Source organism: Streptococcus ilei (genome assembly GCF_000479335.1).
Classification (GTDB): Bacteria; Bacillota; Bacilli; order Lactobacillales; family Streptococcaceae; genus Streptococcus; species Streptococcus ilei.
This window is the reverse complement of the sequence record NC_022584.1, coordinates 1,716,935-1,736,573: the sequence shown is the minus strand read 5'-3', so window position 1 is coordinate 1,736,573 and position 19,639 is coordinate 1,716,935. Positions and strand designations below refer to the sequence as shown.

Genomic DNA, 19,639 nt, shown 5'->3' with positions numbered 1-19,639 from the left:
AATTGAGAATGAAGTATTCGTAAAGGAGGTCACGTACTTCATTCTCAATGCTCCGGTTGCAATAAACTATTTCTAGTTTTCTCTTAGTATTTGAGACCTGGATCAAAGATTCCAAGAGCTACCCCAGCCAAGGCGATGATGACCAAGAGAAGCATCACCTTGTTTGGTGAGACTTTCTTCTTCGCCATGAGCCACCAGCAAAGAGTGATAAAGGCAGCAGTTAAGAGACCTGGATAAACACCATCAATCTTTTCTTGGATTTTGAGAAAGGCCTCTCCGTCAGCATTTTTAAATTCGAGGGCTGTTGTAACAGAGACCCAAGTCGCTGCTACGGCACCGATGACCATACCACCGACTACACTGATCGCTTTACGAAGGGCTTGTCCTTTTGGTCCTACAAGGAATTCAACCGCCTTGTCCCCTAAGTGATAACCTTTGAAGAAAGCGAAACGCATTCCCAAGTATACCAAGAGGTTCCAAACGACGATGTAGAAGAGAGCCCCTGCAATGTTTCCACCTTTAGAAAGACCAAGGGCAATACCGAGAAGTACAGGGATTAAAGTCCCAACAACCAAGGAGTCACCAATTCCAGCGATTGGTCCCATCAAACCAGCACGCATCCCGTTGATGGTTTCGCCATCTACTGCTTCTCCATTGGCACGAGCTTCTTCCAAACCAGCTGTAATCCCTACAACCAGTGATCCTAGTTGGGGTTCGGTATTAAAGAAGGCTGTATAGGTTTGCATAGCTTCTTTTTGTTCTTCTTTAGAATCATACATTTCTTCCACGATTGGAAGCATAGAAGTCAAATACCCAAAGGTTTGCATGTGTTCTTGAGAGAAACAGGTCAAGTGACCATAATACCAATGATGGAATGCTTTGGTTAGCGTTTTCTTTGAAATTTTCTTTTTATCAGCCATCTTAGATATCCTCCTCATCATCGTCAAAGTCATTTGCTCCAGCAGGGACGACTTTCATTGTTTTAATCACTTCAAGTTCATAGTAGATCACTGCAAAAATCAATGAAACTACCGCACTCGCTACCAAGTTCAAGCCAAGAGATTTTGCCAAAGTAAATCCAACAAAGAATGGAATGAAGTCTCTCACTTCTGTAACGATTTGCTTCAAGAGGATGGCAATACCGACACATGGAAGAAGGGCACCGACTGTAAAGAGGGCTTTCATCCAGTAACCATCCATCGGAAGGTATTGTTTCATCAAATCCACCATGTTTTCACCGAATTTGGTGATAATCATTGTTGGAAGGAAAGAGAAGAGGAAATGAGAGATCCAAGGGTAAACCCAGTCAACTGCGTAGAGTTTTTTGAAGTTTCCTTCTTCAACGGCTTTCCAACCGATGTGTTGCCAAAGCAAATTCATTGTCGCAGTACCGTAGAAAAGAACGGTACCGATAGTCCCAACGGCTGCACCGATTGGGGCTGCTGCCGCTGCAATTGCTGCCTCACCAGTAATATTGTTAGCATGAACAAATAAGATAGAAAGAGGAATTCCAATATAAGAAATAGCCCGCACATCGGCAGATACAGTTCCACCAGGAGTAACCAAGGCGATGTATACGACCTGAAGGGCAACCCCGACCATGATACCGGTTGTCACATCTCCAAGGATCAACCCTGAAATCAAACCTCCGACCAGGGGACGACCAAGTGTATAGTTCCCGATACTGGAACCACCCATACCAGGCATTGAAGACAAGCTGGCGAAAATACCAAGCAAGATTGCTTGAATCCATGAAATTGTCATAACAAACGCTCCTTTTGTTTGTAAATATAGTTTAGTGACGAAGAGCTAGAATGTGCTCCCCTTTCTAGAATCCGAATTTTGATTTAAAATCATCCCAGTAACCAATCGACACATCTGGTAACAACTGGAATTTTACCTTGTAACCAGCAGCCTGAATAGCTTCAATAGCTTCTGCTTCTTCCTGGGTGATGGATTGGTTGTTCCCCAATTTCACAGCACCCGGACGGTCATTTGCAGGACCGACAATGATTTCTTTGACATCCCCTGGAACAAATCCTTGGTCGACCAAAATTTCTTTCATATCGATGGGGTTCTTGGTAATCAAGAAATAGCGAGTTTCTGATTCAGTTACTTTTGCAGATTTTTCCTTGAAAGCTTCCTTGGTCCAAACAAAGGTTTTCTTATCTGAAGCCCCTTTATAGGCTTGGATCAAGACCTTATTGGAAGCTGCTGTGTCGTTGACGGCGATTAAGCCATCACAAGGCTTTTCTTTAGCCCATCGAGTTACTGTTTGACCGTGGATCATACGGTCATCAATGCGTACAAATGATACTACCATTTTCTAACCTCCCTAAATTAAATATCATCGTCTTCTTCATCATCACCCTCTACTGAAGCAAGGGCAAATTCTTGTAAGGCAGTGGAAGCTTCGGATAAAATCACTTGGGCTAAGTCTGCCCCCTCCATCATGTCCTTCATCACAACTGCTGTCAGCGCCATGGTCAAGTTCATTCCACCTAAGATCAAGGCTGAACCCAGCTTTCCTTCTTCCTCTAGCACCGTTGCAGCTGTTGTCAAAGGACTTCCACCTACAATGTCCGCTAGAACTAAGACAGAGTCCTCATCTGCCAAAGGTGCTAGAGCCTGACGAAAATCATGAGCAAAATCATCTACCGATTTGCCTTCTTTCAGTCCGACCGCAATCACCTGATCTATCTTATCCCCAGCAAACATTGCCAGTGAACTTTTCAGACCTTCTGCCAGTCCACCATGACTGACTAATACCAGATACTTCATCCTTTCGCCTCCTTTATGATGACCTTATTGTATTGCTTTTGAAAGCGTTTTACTATTGTCATTTGTCACAAAGAAAAGTTGACATCTGTCAATAAAAAAATGACATCTGTCACTTGACAGATGCCTAGTTCTTCTTAACGAAACTTTTCCCGAAGCATTTCCTCAATAATCTTTTGAATTTGAGGCAATTGATTATCAATATCTTTTGCTTTAAGGGCATTATGAATGAGATAGTCCAATCGATCCCAGATATCAGTTGGCAGGTTCCCAGGAGTGCTTAGGACAGCTTTTTTCATAATTCGGTCCAGGGTCCGATTCGTCAGGGAGTCGGACCCAAAGTCATCCGCTTTAAGGAGGTCCCGACTTTCCGAACTATTGACCACCGAAGGGAGGACAGAGGTCCCCTGCGACTGCCGAAAGAGCTCCTGCTGGACCTGCTGGTCCTGGGTCAAAAATTCCATGAATTCCTTGGCCTCCTTGCTAGCACTGGCCCGAGAAGACAGAGCAAATAAGGACGTCTCCACTAAGGTTGATGGAGTAGAGCCAGAAGCCCCGGGCATAGGGATACAGGTCCAAGTGAAATTCGAATACTTGGCAACATGATAGGGATATGGTTTATAAGTTCTGTACTGGGCCAAGGTCATCGGATAAAAAGCGACCTTTCCTTCATCAAAATCCTTGGAAGTGACATTGAAGTTCCCATGAAGAGCTTCAAGTTTTTCGACAAAATAGAGCGAGCGCTTCATTTCTTTACTCGTCAGACTAATGTTATCCTGGCGGAACAGCTGTCCCCCGTAGGCTGCCAAGGCCTCTCGCCAAGTATAATCTGTACTTCCAAACTGATCTAGCTCCCCATCTCCATCCGTATCCTTCGTCACTTTTTGACAAATAGCATAAAATTCCTCCAAGGTCCACCCCTCTTTCGGAATAGCAATCCCTTCCTTTTCCAATAAATCCTTATTGACACACATCAAAACAGGATTGCTCTCAAATGGGAGGGCATATTGACGATTCTTGTACTTGCCGGCTTCTAGAGCAACTGGATAAAAATGAGAAGGATCGACCTGTTTTTCCATCAAGGGGGTCAAATCTTCCACCGCCCCACGCGCCGCTAACACTGGCAACTCTGTACTGGATACCATATAGAGATCTGGCTCCTGTCCATGGAGGATCTGATTGGCTAACCAGTTCGCATACTTATTCTTCGGAATCCCGCTTTCATAGACAATCTTTACCCCTGGATGCGTTTTTTCAAAACGAGCAATCGCTTGGTCCAAGACTTTTTCTTCTGTTTGGGTGGGTACATCCCAGCTAGATCCTGCGTAGACCCCCAAACGGACAATCCTTGGCTGACGCCGCCACCAAATCCCTCCAGCAAGCAGAAGAAGCAAGAAGATCCCTAGAAAAAATCTGGTACCTCGTATCTTACGTTTTTTCTTCATCGGCCATCACTTTCTGTTCCAAAATCCTTAGTGGTCACACCTTTTTGAACAGACCAAATAGCTAGCTGGGTCCGATCTCGCAGGTTCAACTTAGACAAAATGGTTGACAGGTAATTCCGAATCGTTCCCTCAGACAGGAAAAGTTTGGCTGCGATTTCCTTATTAGACTCCCCAAAACCAACCTGCTGGATGATCCGCCATTCAGTCAGGGATAAGTCGCTCACATATTCTTCAGAAACGGAGATTGTGTAATTGCTCTGAGCCATCTGAGAAAAAATCTGAAAAACCTTACTAGCAATATTAGGGTTTATCATGGCTCCCCCATGATAAACAATTTGAATGGCTTGGTAGAGCTCCTCTGTTGAAGCCCCTTTAAGCAAATACCCTGAAGCTCCATATTTCAAAGCACGAAAGATGAAATCATCATCGTCAAAGGTGGTCAGAATGATGATTTTAACCTCAGGGAAGCATTCCTTGACTTCTTTTGTCGCCATCACGCCATCCATCTTGGGCATACGAATATCCATCAATACGACATCTGGTCGATCTTTAGGGATTCGTTCTAGCACCTCGTGACCGTCCGCCACTGCAGAAGTCACCTGAATATCTTGATGGGCAGACAAAATAATTTGGAGCGACTCGCGAATCAGTGCTTGGTCATCCGCAATCATTACTTTGATCATAAGATCTTTCCTCCTTTTTCTTTAGGCAATTCAATTCGTGTATAAAATCCATTTCGATTGGCAAATTCTATCCTTCCTCCCAAGATAGAGACCCGCTCTCGCATTTGTTTCAAGCCATAGCCGACCTGTAGTTGGTCAAAGCCGACCCCATTATCTTGGAGAATCATGACATAGGCATCTTCCACCAAAAATGAAATCTGCATGTAGGTCGCATGACCGTGGCGGACAGAATTGGTCATGGACTCCTGAATCACTCGAAAGACGGTGTCCTCCACCATGACATCCAGATCTACATCATCCCAGTCATAGGTTAGCTCGACTTGTAAGTTGGAAATAGCTTGGTATTCGTGAACCAATTTCAAAACCGCATCCCTCAAGGTATGGTCCTCCAAGGCACCTGGCCGAAGCTTGTTCAAAGAGCCCCGGACGTCCTTGATTCCATCTCGTACCACCGTAGAGACCGATTGAAGCTGGGTCTTGGCACGACCAGGGTCAATATCAATCAAAACCCCAACTGCATCAATCCCTGCAGAAATACCCGTCAAGGCATGGCCCAGAGTATCATGAATTTCCCGTGCTATTCGCTTGCGCTCCCGATCCTCCGCAATCTTTTCCGAAAGGGCCATGTAGCTATTTAATTCCGTATTAACCTGCGAAACCATTTCTAACTCTTTTTCAATCCGATGGTGCTCTGCCACTACCGATAAAATGTAAAAGAGAAGAGAAATAATAAAGACAACCATATTTAAAGAAGCTAGCGCATTTTTAGCGAATAGGATGAGCATCCGAATCGATGAAGGATAGAAGGCAATATAGGCATCTAGCGAAGGCAATTGCACAACTAGAGAAAGAATGTCATAATTGGTCACAAGGAGGACTATAAAACTCAGAAGGATAAAGGCAAACCAGTAGCGCCTATCTTTGGAACTACTAAACTCTTTGGAACCGTAAAAGATATCAGCAAATACCAAGAGGATGATCCCATTGTAGGAGAAGCTGAGGGCCATCATGACACCTAGCATCAGCAGTATTTCTAGAATATTCCATTTGTCAAAAACTGACCACTCCTGTGTCCCTTGACGCATCCGATAAAAGGTAATGAGAAGAATCCCTCCAAAGAGAAGAATGGAGATCCAAAAATTTTGAGCTGGTGAACTCGGTATTGCTCTTAATTGCTCCAATAATTGATACCCTTGCCCCTTGGCAATGATGTAATTGGTCGCATGTAGGTAGAGCGAACTGCTAAATAAAATGGCGATGAAATTAATGATTTTTAATAAAATCAAACTATAACGAATACCACGGAGCTTGGTCATTACTGCCACCCGTTGACATCGTATCGGTCAACATTATCCTTATCAATCATCTCTACTGGGATCTTATATTGCTCCTTGTAGGATTTACCTGTCCTCATGCACTCAATCACTTGCATCACCTGTCTTCCCATTTTAAGAGGAGATTGAGCAACTGTCCCTTCAATATCATCCGTCGTCGAAAGCAAAACCTTCATATCCGGAGAGCCATCGATTCCATAAATAGAAATCGGCATAGCTAATTGATTTTCCTTAATCGCTGCTAAAGCTCCGATGGCTGCCCGATCATTTAAGGCCACGACAGCATCAAATGCAAGACCGTCCTGAATGACCTGGGAAACAGCTGGCAGGGCCAATTCCGTTTGCCCACGAGTCTCTTCTCTCCCAACAATCTGATAGGCAGGTTCCGACTGAATCGTATCTAAGAACCCTTGAATCCGTTGCTCTGCCGATATCGTCCCCTTATGCTCTAAGAGGAGGATTTTCGCCTCTTTTTTCTGCTTCATCAAGCGCTGTGCTACCAAGACCCCTGCTTGGTAATTATCCGACACCACACTGGCATCCACCGTGAAATGGCTGAGCTGACTGTCCACTGCAATGATTTTAATCCCTGCCTGTTGGGCTCTCTTTAAGGAAGCAATGATTTTAGGGCTATCTCCTTTTACAGGATTAATCACAATCACATTGACCTTTTGTTGACGAAAATAATCTATTTGCTGACTTTGTTTTTCCTCGTCCAATTCTGGATTACGAACTAGAAGCAAATCCCCTTTTTCGTCAGCCACTCGTTCAATCTCTGCATTCAGTGTTTGGTAGAATTCATTGTTCATGGTCATGTAGGTCACACCAATCCGCATCTGCCCTTTTACCGGTTTTAGTTGGCTAGCATTCAAATAGATGACCACTACCACAAAAACCAGGCTCCAAAATATCGTATAGATCATCACTCGATTGTGTTTCTTTTGAACAGCTTCCTCTTCTAACCCCATCTCTTCTCCTCTTAAAAGAACGAACTATTTTACTATATAAAGATTTTTTGTTCGTATTTAATACCTTGTATTATAGCATTTTTTATCAAGAGCTTGAAGGTCTTTAGGAAATGAATGCGTTTTACTCATAAATCCATATGATGACTTACCCCTGCAACTTCCGTGAGAAGTTTCGAAAAAGAAAAAACGACACAGCTGACCAGCTGCACCGTTCTCTTCAGTTAAAAGGGAAGCTCTTCCTCCTCGAGGATCAGATCCGCTAAATCTCCTCCTGCTCCATTAGCCCGCATCGCTCGTTGAGCACGACTTTCTAAGAGCTGAAAGCCTTGACAGAGTACTTCTGTCACATATTGGGTCGTTCCATTCTTCTCATAGCGTCTGGTTCGAAGCTCACCGTCCACAGAGATCAAGCTCCCTTTATTGGCATAGGAGACAAGGGTCTCTGCTAATTTCCCCCAGACCACTAGGGTGATAAAGTCCGCCTCCCGCTCGCCATTTTGATCCTTATAACGACGATTGACAGCCAGGGTCGCACGCGCAACGGACTTGTCCGTACTGGTCTTATGAAGCTCTGGGTCAGCCACAAGGCGCCCGATTAAAATTACTTTATTGTACATATTTCTTCCTCCTACTTATATAATTCGTAGTTTTTTAGCCATTTGAGGAAAAAATAAAAAAGAAACTGGGACAAAAGTCCTAGCCTCTCAATTGTCTTTGGATTATCGAGCGAGACGCAGTGGTTGAGTGGGCTCTACTACGCTGAATTCATCAGCTTTTACAGCCCTACTCAACTGTGCGGAGGTGGGACAACGAAATCGAATTCTAACGAATTATCGATTTCTGTCCCACTCTCTTATCCTTGCCAGTGACGGGCAGGGTCAAAGGGAGTTCCCACCTCTTCTGTATCTTGCAATTCGATAATCCCACGTTTTTGTGGAGCATTTGGCAAGTGCAATTCGCGTGGACTACACATCATGCCAAAGCTCTTTTCTCCACGAAGGGCTCCTGGGAAAATCAAGCTGCCATCTGGCATCATAGCACCTGGAAGAGCCACAATCGTCTTGAGACCTTCACGGGCATTTGGCGCACCTGCTACGATTTGAACTGTCTTGTCTGGTCCAACAGCCACTTGGCAGATGTTGAGGTGGTCACTATCTGGATGAGCCACCATTTCCACGATTTGCCCCACGACAAACTTAGGTTCCTTGTCATTGACCAAGACCTCTGCAAATCCTTCAGCCTGCAATTCTTGATTGAGGCGTGCAACCTGCTCATCACTCAAGAAAATTTGCCCCTTGCCTTCAAGGTCAAAGAAAGTCGAAGCCTCAAAAATATTCCAGGCTACGGTTTCTTGCTTGTCTTCACGGTAGACACGGGCTACTTTGCCTTTACGCTCTACTGCTAACTTGGCATCCCCACTGTTTTTCAAGGTAATCATTAAGACATCGCCGACTTGTTCTTTATTATAGGTTACAATCATTCTTTCTCTTTCTCCTACTTCAATCCTGCTAAAAATTCTGAAATCTGAGCCTTGGTTTTGCGATCACGATTGACGAAACGCCCCAGTTCCCGATCCCCGTCTAGTACCACTAAACTCGGAATGCCGTAGATATTCCAAAGTTTAGCCAGGTCTAGATACTGGTCTCGGTCGATCAAAATGAAGGTAAATTCAGGGTTTTCCGCTTCAATCTCTGGCAAAAAGGGCTGGATATACCGACAATCGCCACACCAATCCGCTGAAAAGAAGAAAACCTTCTTTCCTTCTTGCTCGACGTAGCTAGCTAACTCCTCTAAAGACTGCGGAATGATCATAGTTTTTCCTCTTCATAGTGAAGGAGACCCTCTTCATAGACAAAGCGATAGTGGCGCTCATCTTCAAAAATGAGCCCTCCTACCAGACGCTCTTCGCTTGATTCATAGAGTTCCACATAAAGGGTCGCAATCTTCCCCATATTCTCCATTTGCTCACGGACTTCTGCGACTAACTCTTCTTGCGTCCGTAGACGTTTTTGATCTTTGGCAATTTTATAGGCCCCAAGGGCAAGAGCACTTGCACTAGCTACTGCAAGGCTGGATAAAATGATTTTTTTAGCTTTCATACCTCATATTGTAACACAAAATACAAGCTGGGACAACGAAGGAAAATAGATCTCCCCATCATGACGATCTGCTTTCATTCCCGTCAACTGCCACTACCATCTCGACTAAAAAAGTGATAAAATAACAATCAGAAAGAAGGTAACTTATGACTGATTTATTTTCTAAAATCAAAGAAGTAACAGAACTTCCTGCCATCTCTGGCCACGAAGCGCCTGTTCGCGATTATCTACGCAAACAGATCACTCCACATGTGGATGAAGTGGTCACAGACGGCTTGGGAAGCATTTTTGGGGTACGCCACTCAGAAGCGGCTGATGCTCCTCGCATCATGGTCGCAGGCCATATGGATGAAGTTGGCTTTATGATCAGTGAGATCAAGGCAGACGGCACCTTCCGCGTGGTGGAAATCGGTGGTTGGAACCCTATGGTGGTTAGTAGCCAACGTTTCACCCTTTTGACCCGCGATGGCCATTCCTACCCTGTCATTTCTGGATCTGTTCCTCCGCATTTGACACGTGGCGCAAACGGTCCTGCCCTTCCAGCAATCGGGGATATTGTCTTTGATGGTGGCTTTGCCAACAAAGAAGAAGCCGAGAGCTTTGGAATCCGTCCAGGCGACACCTTGGTCCCTGAAAGCACTGCAATCTTAACAGCCAATCAGAAAAACATCATCTCCAAAGCTTGGGACAACCGTTATGGGGTCTTGATGGTCAGCGAATTGGCACAAGCCCTCTCTGGACAAGCCCTAGCAAACGAACTCTATGTCGGAGCGACTGTCCAAGAAGAAGTCGGACTGCGCGGTGCAGGGACTTCTGTGACCAAGTTTGATCCAGAAATCTTCCTGGCTGTTGACTGTTCTCCAGCAGCAGATGTCTACGGAGGCCAAGGAGCTATCGGAGAAGGAACCCTCCTTCGTTTCTTTGATCCAGGTCATCTCATGTTGCCAAATATGAAAGACTTCCTCCTCACCACCGCTGAAGAAGCCGGCATCAAGTACCAATACTACTGTGGAAAAGGCGGAACAGATGCTGGAGTAGCCCACTTACGAAGCGGTGGAGTGCCATCTACTACCATCGGAGTCTGCGCGCGCTACATCCACTCCCACCAGACTCTTTACGCTATGGATGACTTCCTTCAAGCCCAAGCCTTCCTTCAAGCCTTGGTCAAAAAATTGGATCGTTCAACCGTTGATTTAATTAAGAATTATTAATATTTTTCCAAAATAATTGTTTAAAATCCCCATCTTGGGGTTTTTTTGATATAATACAGATTGAATATTGCAACGGGTGTTCTTTTGCACTCCCCTTTCCTTATGTGAAAGGCGGAGCACCGCTAAAGATCACCCTCGCTTCTTTATTGGAGGTTTAAATGAAGAAACAAGCTTTTAGTTCCGAAAAGTATTTGAATTTGCAACGCGATCACATCCTCGAGCGCATCAACCAATTTGATGGCAAGCTCTACCTAGAGTTTGGGGGAAAAATGTTGGAAGATTTCCACGCTGCTCGTGTCCTTCCTGGTTATGAACCAGATAACAAAATTAAGCTTCTCCAAGAACTTCGTGACCAAGTGGAGATTGTGATTGCTATTAATGCCAATAACATTGAGCATTCAAAAGCCCGTGGCGACCTAGGAATCTCTTATGACCAAGAGGTCTTTCGCTTGATCGATAAATTCAACGAATTGGGCATCTATGTTGGCTCTGTCGTCATCACTCAGTATGCTGGTCAACCAGCCGCAGACCTTTTCCGTAAACAGTTGGAAAAAAATGGCATTGCTTCTTATCTTCACTACCCAATTAAGGGCTACCCAACGGATATGGACCACATCATTTCTCCTGAGGGAATGGGGAAAAACGACTACATTCAAACTAGCCGCAATCTCGTTGTCGTGACAGCTCCTGGTCCTGGTTCTGGTAAATTGGCTACTTGTATGTCCAACATGTACCATGACCAATTGAATGGCATCAAGTCTGGTTATGCTAAATTTGAAACCTTCCCAGTTTGGAACTTACCTTTGCATCACCCAGTCAATTTGGCCTATGAAGCTGCTACTGCAGACCTTGACGATGTCAATATGATTGACCCCTTCCACCTCCAAACCTATGGCGAAACAACGGTCAACTACAACCGAGATATCGAAATCTTCCCTGTCTTGAAGCGGATGTTGGAACGCATCTTAGGAAGATCTCCTTACGCTTCCCCAACGGATATGGGAGTGAACATGGTCGGCTTTGCCATCGTGGACAATGACGCAGCGATTGAAGCCTCTAAGCAAGAAATTATCCGCCGTTACTACCAAACCATTCTGGATGTGAAAGCGGAGCGTGTTGGCAGTGGGGCTATTAAGAAAATTGAACTCTTGATGAACGACTTAGGTATTTCACCAAAAGATCGCCAAGTCACCATCCTTGCCCGCCAAAAAGAAGAAGAGACTGGTGATCCTGCCTTGGCCCTCGAATTACCAAATGGAGAAATCGTGACAGGTAAGACCTCTGACTTATTTGGTCCAACGGCAGCTGTTCTCATCAACGCCATCAAGAAATTGGCCAATATTGATAAAGAAACTAAGTTGATTGAGCCAGAATATGTGAAACCAATCCAAGGCTTGAAGATCAACCACTTGGGCAGCCGCAACCCTCGCCTCCATTCAAATGAAATCCTCATCGCCCTAGCCATTACCGCCATGAACCATCCAGAGGCTAATCTTGCCATGCAAGAATTAGGTCGATTGAAAGGGAGCGAAGCTCATTCAACAGTGATGTTGACAGACGAAGATAAGAACGTTCTTCGCAAACTGGGTATCCATGTAACCATGGATCCAGTTTACCAATACGATCGCTTGTACCGCAAATAAAGAAAACCAAGGCTAGACCGTTGCTCTTAGCTCCATATACAAAAAATCCCTTGAGTACCCGAAACAGTTGGCACCCAAGGGATTTTTCGTATGTTAGTTGGATGGGGAATTACTTTTCCTTAAAAAGATAGAGCCCCACAACCAGCATCAGGACAAGGAGGATTGGATACACTTCTTTTGGAAGTAAGTCCGTTTCCAAACTCACCCAAAGAAAAAGAACAGCCAAGACAATCGCGATCAACCATCTTACAAGATAAGATTTCATCAGCCCCTCCACTCCTAGTCTAGTTAAGCTCAGTATAGTCCTGCTCAAACAACTTGTCAAGGTGAAAAAAGGTAGTTGACCCTTGGATCAGCTACCTCTGATTGAATACAAAGTAATATTAGAAACTTTCCTTAGGTGAGTACGGACGTCAGCGAACTTCGAAGAAGTTCCATGACTTAGTTTTGGATCTAAGGTTCCAAAACTCCCGAGTGCTAGAAACACTATTGTTTCTAGCACTTTTTTCACCGCTGAAAGTTCCTGTACATGTTTGAATAAACCTAATAATATGGAGCATTTGCTTCTTTTCAACATCACTTAGGTTGTTTTATATCAAGAAACAGTTTATGTATCTTTTGTTTCTTTCACAGTCTCCCACAGTTGTCGGATCTGTTTTCTTTGGACAGGATCCACAAAGTAAGGAGCAATTTCATTTAAGGATTCTAGGACAAATGCTCGTTCTGCCACATAAGGATGTGGGAGAATCAAATCTGTACTATAGAGTATCAGATCCTCCATATAAAGGAGATCTAAATCGATGACACGTGGTCCCCATTTCACCTCACGGACCCGGCCCATTTCTCGTTCGATTCCGAGTAGCGTATCGATGAGATCTTGGGGCGTAAACCAGCTTTCGACCTCTACGACTTGGTTAAGGAAGCTATCTTGCTCGACCCCTCCCCAAGGCGCTGTCTCAATCTGAGAAGAGGTTTGGAGAATAGTGAGCCCCTTTTCTTCTAATTTGGATACAGCTGTTGCCAACTGGTGTCCCTTATCGCCCATATTGGTTCCCAAACCAATAAAGGCCCGTCTTTTTTCTCGTTCAATCGTGACCGAACAAGTATCCAAAGGCAGAGGGACTGGAGCCCAAGGTTTTTTCAACTCGAGTCGAACCTTTCTGACAAATTCATAGGTCGCAAAAATTTTCTCCACTAGCTGAAAAGCCACTGTCTCAATCAAATCGATCTTCTCAGCTTGAAGCCAGTCTGTCAGTTGCTCAGCTAAGATTCCATAATGGATCGAAGCCGTCAAATCACCCGTCCGCGCCGATTTTGTCATCTCATAATCGACACAAACATCCAGGACAAAACGCTGCCCCAATTCCTTTTCAGCGGAAAAAACACCATGATAGGCATAAATTTCCAAATCTTTGATCCGTAATTGATCCACGATAGTCACCTCAGTTCATCTAGGGGTTAGTGTCCCATCAGTTTATAAGCTTCGTTTTTCAGGTCTTTATCTGTCTCTAACAAGCCACGCGCCGCTGTCGTCACAGTAGCCGTTCCTGGTTTCCGCACTCCACGCATGTTCATACACATATGCTCTGCCTCCACCCAAACAAGAGCTCCCTGTGCTCCCAGATACTCCATCAAGGCATCCGCGATTTCCACTGTCAAGCGCTCCTGGATTTGAGGTTTTTTGGCGTACACTTCCACCGTCCGAGCCAACTTAGATAGACCTGCTACGCGCCCATTGGGGATATAGGCAACGTGGACCTTACCATAGAAGGGCAAGAAATGGTGTTCACACATAGAGTGGAAGAAGATATCCTTTTCCACCACCATATTGTTGTCCACAATCTCAAAAGATTTTGATAGGTGGACTTCCGCAGTTTGGTTAAGCCCTGCAAAAATCTCTTGGTACATCTTGGCAATGCGTTCTGGGGTTTCTTGCAAGCCCTCACGGTTTCCGTCTTCACCGACTGCGTCAATAATCATCTTCACGGCTTCTTGAATTTTCTTTGTATTCATGTCATCTCCTACTGATTTCTTCGATTAGAAAGGCTCTCACTTGAGCCAAAAAGTACAAGGATCCCGTCACTAAGAGGAGATCAGTTTGTTGCGATTCTTTTTCTATATAATTCGTTAAAAATAGCTTCCACTCATGATAAGGCAGGCCTTTTTGATGGGCTATTTCCTGCATTTCTTTTGTGGAATAGGCCCGTGGGTCTTCAAAGGTCGTCAAGGTCAACGAACTCTTTTCTAGTCCACTCCATAGATCCAGCATCTCCTCGATCGCCTTGGTCTGGATACAGGTAAACAAGACTTGCTTGTCCAGTTGTCCATAACGTTCTTTCATGGTGGTTACAAGAGGGGCTACTGCATGCGGATTATGGGCGCCATCTAGAATGATGAGAGGCTGGCTAGAAATGACCTCTAAGCGTCCCGGCCACTGGACACCCTCCCAAGCTTGGAGGATTTCTTCTTGGTTCAAGAGGGAGAGCCCCTTTTCTTGACAGAAGGTATCGCAGAGAGCTAATGCCAGACCTGCATTGTCTACTTGATGAAGTCCCAATAACCCTGTCTTCAGTTGCAGTTCTTCCCGATACTGGCTCCGATAATGAAAAACTTCTCCATCAGCCAAAGATTCTTGGTAGCCAACTAAAAAGTCCTGTCCTAGCAACTCTACTGGTGCAGATAGGTGGCGGGCCTGCTGCACAATGACTTCTTGGGCTTCTAGTTCCATCCGGCCTAGCAAGACCGGAATCTTTTCCTTGATGATCCCTGCCTTCTCCCGTGCAATCGAGGCTAAATCAGGTCCTAAGAGTGCCACATGATCGAGACCAATCGTCGTGATGGCTGTCAAAATAGGCTGACAAACATTGGTACTATCGAGACGACCACCCATGCCCACTTCCAAAATGACCACATCCGGCTTTTCTGCTGCAAAATAATCAAAAGCCAGGACGGTCAGCAACTCGAACTCGGTCAAGCCACGTAAGGTCTGATCAGAACTGTTTTTTGCAAGTAAGTCCTGATAGAGGGACAGATAAGTTTCTAAATCCTGATCTGAGATGGGAAGCCCATTAATACTGATTTGCTCATTAAAGGAAACTAGATAGGGGGAAGTGAAAACACCAACCCGCAACTCTTTAGCTTCTAGTAAAGACCGCAAATGAGCTAGGGTTGATCCTTTCCCATTGGTCCCAGCTAGATGGATTACAGGACAGGCGAGGTGAGGATTCCCCCTCAAGGCTAGCAGGGCTTCCATTCGTTCCAAGCCGAAATGGGGCTCGGAAGAACGATACCTAGCTAACCAACTGAGATCTACTGTCATATCTCTTCTCTTTTCTTTAGCGATATTGTTTTAAATGAAGGTCCGGCGCTTGATCAGCTTGGTAGATGGCACTACCAATAGCTACTGCCATCTTATGAAGAGGTATATCATGCACGCGAACGATTTCTACCCCTTGGCTGGCAGCCATACTCGTTAAATGGCTTGAGGCCAAATCCCGATTGTAAAATCCTTCTTTCGTTTCAGGGTCGGTCTCAAATCCCTCTTCTTCTAGAATATTGACCACAAAGCGCTTACGAGAGACTCCTAAAAAGATCGGATAGCCCTTGGCATGAATGGTTTTTAGGTTCTGCAAGAGTTGGAGGTTTTCCCGCTTGGTCAAGCCAAAACCGATCCCAGGATCTAAGAAGAGTTGATCCTGACTCAATCCTGCTTCCTCTGCCCTCTCAAGACTCTTGTCAAAGAAGGCCCACATACAGTCTTGGATAGGAAGACCTTCAAACTGCGCTAGCTCCTCCGATGAAAAGGCCGGCTCAAAACCAAAGGACGGAAAAATCACAGAACTTGGATGATGAGGACGAGCCATGACTGGATTAAACATAAGAATGGCTCCAGCACGAGCTTCTGCAATCACCCTCGCCATTTGCGGATCCCCAAGCAGGCCTGTAATATCATTGACCAAGTCTGCTCCAGCTTCTAGAGCTACACGAGCAACCTCTGACTTCCAAGTATCAACCGATATCAAGATATCACTCTCTGCTCGAATCGCTTCAATCACTGGTACGACCCGCTGGATCTCTTCTTGGATCTCTACGAAGTGACTCCCTGGACGTGTGGACTCTCCACCAATATCCAGCATCCTTGCCCCTTCTGCAATTAGCTTGCGAGCCTGTTCCAGAGCTCTTTCTACCGTTTGGTAACGCCCCCCATCTGAAAAGGAATCGGGGGTGACATTGAGGATGCCACATAGAAGGGTCCGATCCTTGCCTAGTTGTCTCCATTCACTCTTTGACATATCTTCCTTCATCTTTCTAAGAAAAGCCAACCAAGCATAGAAAAGAGGTTAGAATGATTCCAACCTCTGAGTTTGTCTCTATCTGCGCCTAGATGCTTCTTTGGTAGCTGACCAAAGCTTCTGAATAAAACCCATTGGTCCTATCATTCTACCATATTTTAAGCAGGAAGAAAAGAAACCAGAACAGTTATCAGAAAGGCAAAAGCATTCAAGGTAAAGTGCAATAAAATAGAATATTCTACTCGTTTGTAGCGGTAGGCGACCCAAGTCAAGATGAGGGACATGCCACCATAGATGATCCAGGAACCAAGATTACTTGGTGTGTGTAAATAGGCAAATACAAGAGCCCCAACCAAATAACCAATTTTTTCGTGCCCCTTAAAGATCAAGCGGGGAATCACAGCTCGACAGATAATTTCTTCTCCTAAAGGCGCCACTACGACAATGAGCAACCCCATTGCCAGCTGAGGGGCCAAGGAAGCCACCCCTTGGATGGTCTCTTGATTAGCCGTCGTCGTCTCTCCCAACTGTCGGAGGAGGTTGACCCCAAGAGCATTATTGGCCATCAAAAGGAGAAAATAAAGGAAATTTCGCCCAATATCTCTGCCTTTGATTCGTGAAAAATCTAGTGGATCAAGTGGACTCCATTTCATAAACCACCAAAGCAAATAGACGAGAAGCATGGTAACCCCAAGGACCAGGCTATTGATCGTCCAATTTGACCAAGCATTTTCAATCCCCAAGATCAAAGCGACCATCGGTAGTTGAGTTGCAAACAATAGCGGTATTCCAATTAGTAACCATAGACCATTTGAAATCCATTTTTTCTCCATCCAATTTTCCATTATTTTACCTCGATTATCAAACTATTTTTCTAGTATAGCATAGATGAGCTACTGGGGCAAGCCCAAGCAGAAGTCACACAACAGAAAAAAGAGGCGTTTCGAATCAGCCTCTTCTTTCTTGTTTTTTTAGAATAAAAGTCTTATCTCTTGTTTTTAAAGCGTTCAACATCACGGGCAATGACTAATTCTTCGTCCGTTGGGATGACCAAGACTCTCACTTTAGCATCCGCTGTTGAAATATCTCCTTCTGCACCAAAGACATTCTTTTCTGGATCTACAGCACAGCCGAACCAAGTCATCCCGTTAATGACTTGTCCACGGATCGTTTTAGAGTTTTCTCCGATACCAGCTGTAAAGATGATGGCGTCTGCTCCATTCAAGACAGCAAAGTATTGCCCGATGTATTTCTTAATACGATCAACAAAAATATCGTTTGCCAAAAGCGCCTTATCATTCCCATTGCGCATGGCTTCGTGAATATCACGCATATCACTAGAAAGTTCAGACACTCCTAGAAGACCAGATTCACGGTTCAAGATACGACTGATATCTTCTGGATTTTTGAAATCTTCTGTGTTCTCCATTAAGTACGGAATAATGGCAGGGTCAATATCCCCTGTACGTGTTCCCATCATGATTCCACCAAGTGGTGTGAAGCCCATAGAAGTATCTACTGAAATTCCTTTGTCTACCGCTGTAATAGAAGCCCCATTCCCAATGTGACAGGTGATTAATTTCAACTCTTCGATTGGTTTCCCAAGAAGCTTAGCCGCTTCGTGTGCTACATACTCATGGCTAGTCCCGTGAGCTCCATACTTACGAACCTTGTTTTCAGTGTAATATTTAGTTGGAAGAGGATAACGATAAGCTTTTTCAGGCATTGTCGTATGGAAAGAGGTATCAAATACAACCACGCTAGTAATATCTGGCAACAACTCTTTAAAGGCGCGAATTCCAGCAGCGTTTGCAGGGTTGTGCAATGGGGCCAACAAAGAAAGTTCCTCAACCTTTTGAATGACTTCTTCATCTACAAGAGCAGACTCTTTGAAGTACTCACCACCTGCAACGACGCGGTGTCCTACTCCAGTGATTTCATCGTAGGAAGCAATAATATTAAAACGAATCAAATCATCTAGAAGGATTTTAACTGCTTGTGTGTGGTTCTCAATATCTAAAACCTGTTTTTCTGCTCGACCATCAAATTTTACTGTGGAAATGGAATCTTTGAGTCCAATTCTCTCGATGAGACCTTTTGCCAAAACTGTTTCTTCTGGCATTTGGTATAATTGCCATTTCAAACTTGAACTACCTGCATTAATTGCAATTGTTTTCGTCATTTTTTTACCTCTTTAAGCGTTTTCACCCCTATTATAGCAAAATTTTGTTTAAATTTCACTTTCTTTATTCCAGTTTTGAAAACTTTCACGGAATTTCATGACGTCTTCCTGATTTTGCAAATCGGTTAAGGGATAGACAAATGGTTGGACCACTGCTTCTTCTTGCTTGCGCAAAACAAAGATGGTTTTTGCTAGATTAGCTGATCGAAAGAGGTTCTCTGGCAAGGTAACCATGGCCAAGACCTGAGCATGATCCTTCATCCATTTTTTCAAGAGAGGGCTCTGCTCGCTCGTCAACAGATCATTCGGAGCTAGAAAAATAGCGATACCACCCGGCTTTAAGTATTTTAACGATTGTTCGATTAATAAATGATGGGCATAGGTGTGGCCCTGAGGGGAAGCGACCTGATAACGACTTGCAATGGCATCATCTGGATAATAACCGACAGGTAAATCACTGATAATCACATCACTCTCTTTCAAAACCTGTGGACGAATGGCATCACCTTGGGCAAAATTCACATCCGCCTTCATCACTTCTGCCATACTAGCCGCAAGGTCAATCAAGAGATCATCAATTTCCAAGCCCAAATAATCTAAGGAACGCTGACAGTTGTTCATCAAGGTTTGGGCCAAGTTCCCTGTTCCACTCCCCATTTCTAGCACATCTACTTGATCGGAACTCGCCAACTGATCCACTAGGAAGACCAGAAGAAATCCAATCCCATCTGGCGTAAATTGGTGATTGGCCTGTAGGGGCTCTGTTTGGGCAGCCTTCATCAAAAGATACTGGAAGGAACGACGCCACTCTTCCTTGTTTAAGTTCAAGTCCTTCAGGCGCTGGTTGTTTTCCTTCACTAGAGTCAACTCTGTTTGCCCATCCAGATAGATGGCATTCTGCTCAACTAGAGCATCATAAAAGTTGGTCTGCAAATCATTTTGGATAGTTTGGGTATTCTCTAATAGGTAGCCGTAGGCTTTCTCAATTTTTTCGAAATTCATGC

General features: G+C 44.6%; 22 protein-coding genes. 2 read left to right on the top strand and 20 right to left on the bottom strand.

The genetic code is table 11. The annotated features are described in order from the left end of the window. Nucleotides 1-83: 83 nt before the first annotated feature. The 12 genes from N596_RS08250 to N596_RS08195 all read right to left on the bottom strand — a co-directional run bounded on the left by N596_RS08250 (nt 84) and on the right by N596_RS08195 (nt 9,307). Entirely contained in the window at nt 84-938 is an 855-nt protein-coding gene (locus tag N596_RS08250) for a PTS system mannose/fructose/sorbose family transporter subunit IID (protein ID WP_042361448.1), read from the bottom strand. After that, nucleotides 922-1,764 carry a PTS mannose/fructose/sorbose/N-acetylgalactosamine transporter subunit IIC gene (locus N596_RS08245; protein WP_023022097.1) on the bottom strand — a complete coding sequence of 281 codons (843 nt, stop codon included), beginning with the start codon at nt 1,762-1,764 and terminating at the stop codon, nt 922-924. Before N596_RS08245 ends, N596_RS08250 begins: the two co-directional genes overlap by 17 nt. A gap of 64 nt (nt 1,765-1,828) precedes the next feature. Then, nucleotides 1,829-2,323, bottom strand: coding sequence for a PTS sugar transporter subunit IIB (locus N596_RS08240; RefSeq protein WP_023027584.1), 495 nt, complete (start codon nt 2,321-2,323; stop codon nt 1,829-1,831). Nucleotides 2,324-2,340: 17 nt separating this feature from the next. Continuing rightward, nucleotides 2,341-2,781 carry a PTS sugar transporter subunit IIA gene (locus tag N596_RS08235; protein WP_023027583.1) on the bottom strand — a complete coding sequence of 147 codons (441 nt, stop codon included), beginning with the start codon at nt 2,779-2,781 and terminating at the stop codon, nt 2,341-2,343. 134 nt (nt 2,782-2,915) lie between these two features. Next, nucleotides 2,916-4,223 (bottom strand): ABC transporter substrate-binding protein, encoded by a 1,308-nt coding sequence (locus N596_RS08230; RefSeq protein WP_023027582.1) that lies wholly within the window; start codon nt 4,221-4,223, stop codon nt 2,916-2,918. Beyond that, nucleotides 4,220-4,906, bottom strand: a complete 687-nt coding sequence (locus tag N596_RS08225; protein ID WP_023027581.1) for a response regulator transcription factor — start codon at nt 4,904-4,906, stop codon at nt 4,220-4,222. Before N596_RS08225 ends, N596_RS08230 begins: the two co-directional genes overlap by 4 nt. After that, on the bottom strand, nt 4,903-6,222 hold the full coding sequence (locus tag N596_RS08220; RefSeq protein WP_023027580.1) for a sensor histidine kinase: 1,320 nt from the start codon (nt 6,220-6,222) through the stop codon (nt 4,903-4,905). Before N596_RS08220 ends, N596_RS08225 begins: the two co-directional genes overlap by 4 nt. After that, on the bottom strand, nt 6,222-7,208 hold the full coding sequence (locus tag N596_RS08215) for a substrate-binding domain-containing protein (RefSeq protein ID WP_023027579.1): 987 nt from the start codon (nt 7,206-7,208) through the stop codon (nt 6,222-6,224). Before N596_RS08215 ends, N596_RS08220 begins: the two co-directional genes overlap by 1 nt. 221 nt (nt 7,209-7,429) lie before the next feature. Then, nucleotides 7,430-7,825, bottom strand: coding sequence for a single-stranded DNA-binding protein (locus N596_RS08210; protein WP_023027578.1), 396 nt, complete (start codon nt 7,823-7,825; stop codon nt 7,430-7,432). A 236-nt stretch (nt 7,826-8,061) separates the two neighbouring features. Further along, entirely contained in the window at nt 8,062-8,688 is a 627-nt protein-coding gene (gene ytpR / locus N596_RS08205) for a YtpR family tRNA-binding protein (protein WP_023027577.1), read from the bottom strand. A gap of 14 nt (nt 8,689-8,702) precedes the next feature. Continuing rightward, entirely contained in the window at nt 8,703-9,020 is a 318-nt protein-coding gene (locus N596_RS08200; RefSeq protein ID WP_023027576.1) for a thioredoxin family protein, read from the bottom strand. After that, entirely contained in the window at nt 9,017-9,307 is a 291-nt protein-coding gene (locus N596_RS08195) for a DUF4651 domain-containing protein (protein ID WP_023027575.1), read from the bottom strand. The genes N596_RS08200 and N596_RS08195 overlap by 4 nt, the downstream gene beginning before the upstream one ends. Nucleotides 9,308-9,453: 146 nt before the next feature. Here N596_RS08195 and pepA point away from each other — a divergent pair, with 146 nt between their 5' ends. Together pepA and N596_RS08185 are read left to right on the top strand one after the other, a co-directional pair. Further along, the gene (gene pepA, locus N596_RS08190; RefSeq protein ID WP_023027574.1) at nt 9,454-10,518 is read left to right on the top strand and encodes a glutamyl aminopeptidase; all 1,065 of its coding nucleotides are present in this window, start codon (nt 9,454-9,456) and stop codon (nt 10,516-10,518) included. Nucleotides 10,519-10,676: 158 nt separating this feature from the next. Beyond that, nucleotides 10,677-12,161, top strand: a complete 1,485-nt coding sequence (locus N596_RS08185) for a DUF1846 domain-containing protein (RefSeq protein WP_023027573.1) — start codon at nt 10,677-10,679, stop codon at nt 12,159-12,161. Nucleotides 12,162-12,270: 109 nt separating this feature from the next. Here the strand turns inward: N596_RS08185 and N596_RS10275 are convergent, their stop codons facing one another. The 8 genes from N596_RS10275 to N596_RS08150 all read right to left on the bottom strand — a co-directional run bounded on the left by N596_RS10275 (nt 12,271) and on the right by N596_RS08150 (nt 19,637). Further along, complete coding sequence (locus tag N596_RS10275) at nt 12,271-12,426, bottom strand: hypothetical protein (protein WP_023027572.1); 156 nt, start codon at nt 12,424-12,426, stop codon at nt 12,271-12,273. A gap of 342 nt (nt 12,427-12,768) precedes the next feature. After that, nucleotides 12,769-13,593, bottom strand: a complete 825-nt coding sequence (folK, locus tag N596_RS08180) for a 2-amino-4-hydroxy-6-hydroxymethyldihydropteridine diphosphokinase (protein ID WP_023027571.1) — start codon at nt 13,591-13,593, stop codon at nt 12,769-12,771. 26 nt (nt 13,594-13,619) lie between these two features. Next, nucleotides 13,620-14,174, bottom strand: a complete 555-nt coding sequence (gene folE, locus N596_RS08175; RefSeq protein ID WP_023027570.1) for a GTP cyclohydrolase I FolE — start codon at nt 14,172-14,174, stop codon at nt 13,620-13,622. 1 nt (nt 14,175) lies between these two features. After that, nucleotides 14,176-15,480: a bifunctional folylpolyglutamate synthase/dihydrofolate synthase gene (locus N596_RS08170; RefSeq protein WP_023027569.1), complete on the bottom strand. Its 1,305-nt coding sequence runs from the start codon at nt 15,478-15,480 to the stop codon at nt 14,176-14,178. Nucleotides 15,481-15,496: 16 nt separating this feature from the next. Further along, nucleotides 15,497-16,453: a dihydropteroate synthase gene (gene folP, locus N596_RS08165; protein WP_023027568.1), complete on the bottom strand. Its 957-nt coding sequence runs from the start codon at nt 16,451-16,453 to the stop codon at nt 15,497-15,499. Nucleotides 16,454-16,611: 158 nt separating this feature from the next. Then, the gene (locus N596_RS08160; protein ID WP_258025867.1) at nt 16,612-17,286 is read right to left on the bottom strand and encodes a CPBP family intramembrane glutamic endopeptidase; all 675 of its coding nucleotides are present in this window, start codon (nt 17,284-17,286) and stop codon (nt 16,612-16,614) included. Between the two features lie 152 nt (nt 17,287-17,438). Then, nucleotides 17,439-18,635, bottom strand: coding sequence for an acetate kinase (locus N596_RS08155; protein ID WP_023027566.1), 1,197 nt, complete (start codon nt 18,633-18,635; stop codon nt 17,439-17,441). A gap of 48 nt (nt 18,636-18,683) precedes the next feature. After that, nucleotides 18,684-19,637, bottom strand: a complete 954-nt coding sequence (locus N596_RS08150) for a class I SAM-dependent methyltransferase (protein WP_042361332.1) — start codon at nt 19,635-19,637, stop codon at nt 18,684-18,686. Nucleotides 19,638-19,639 lie beyond the last annotated feature (2 nt).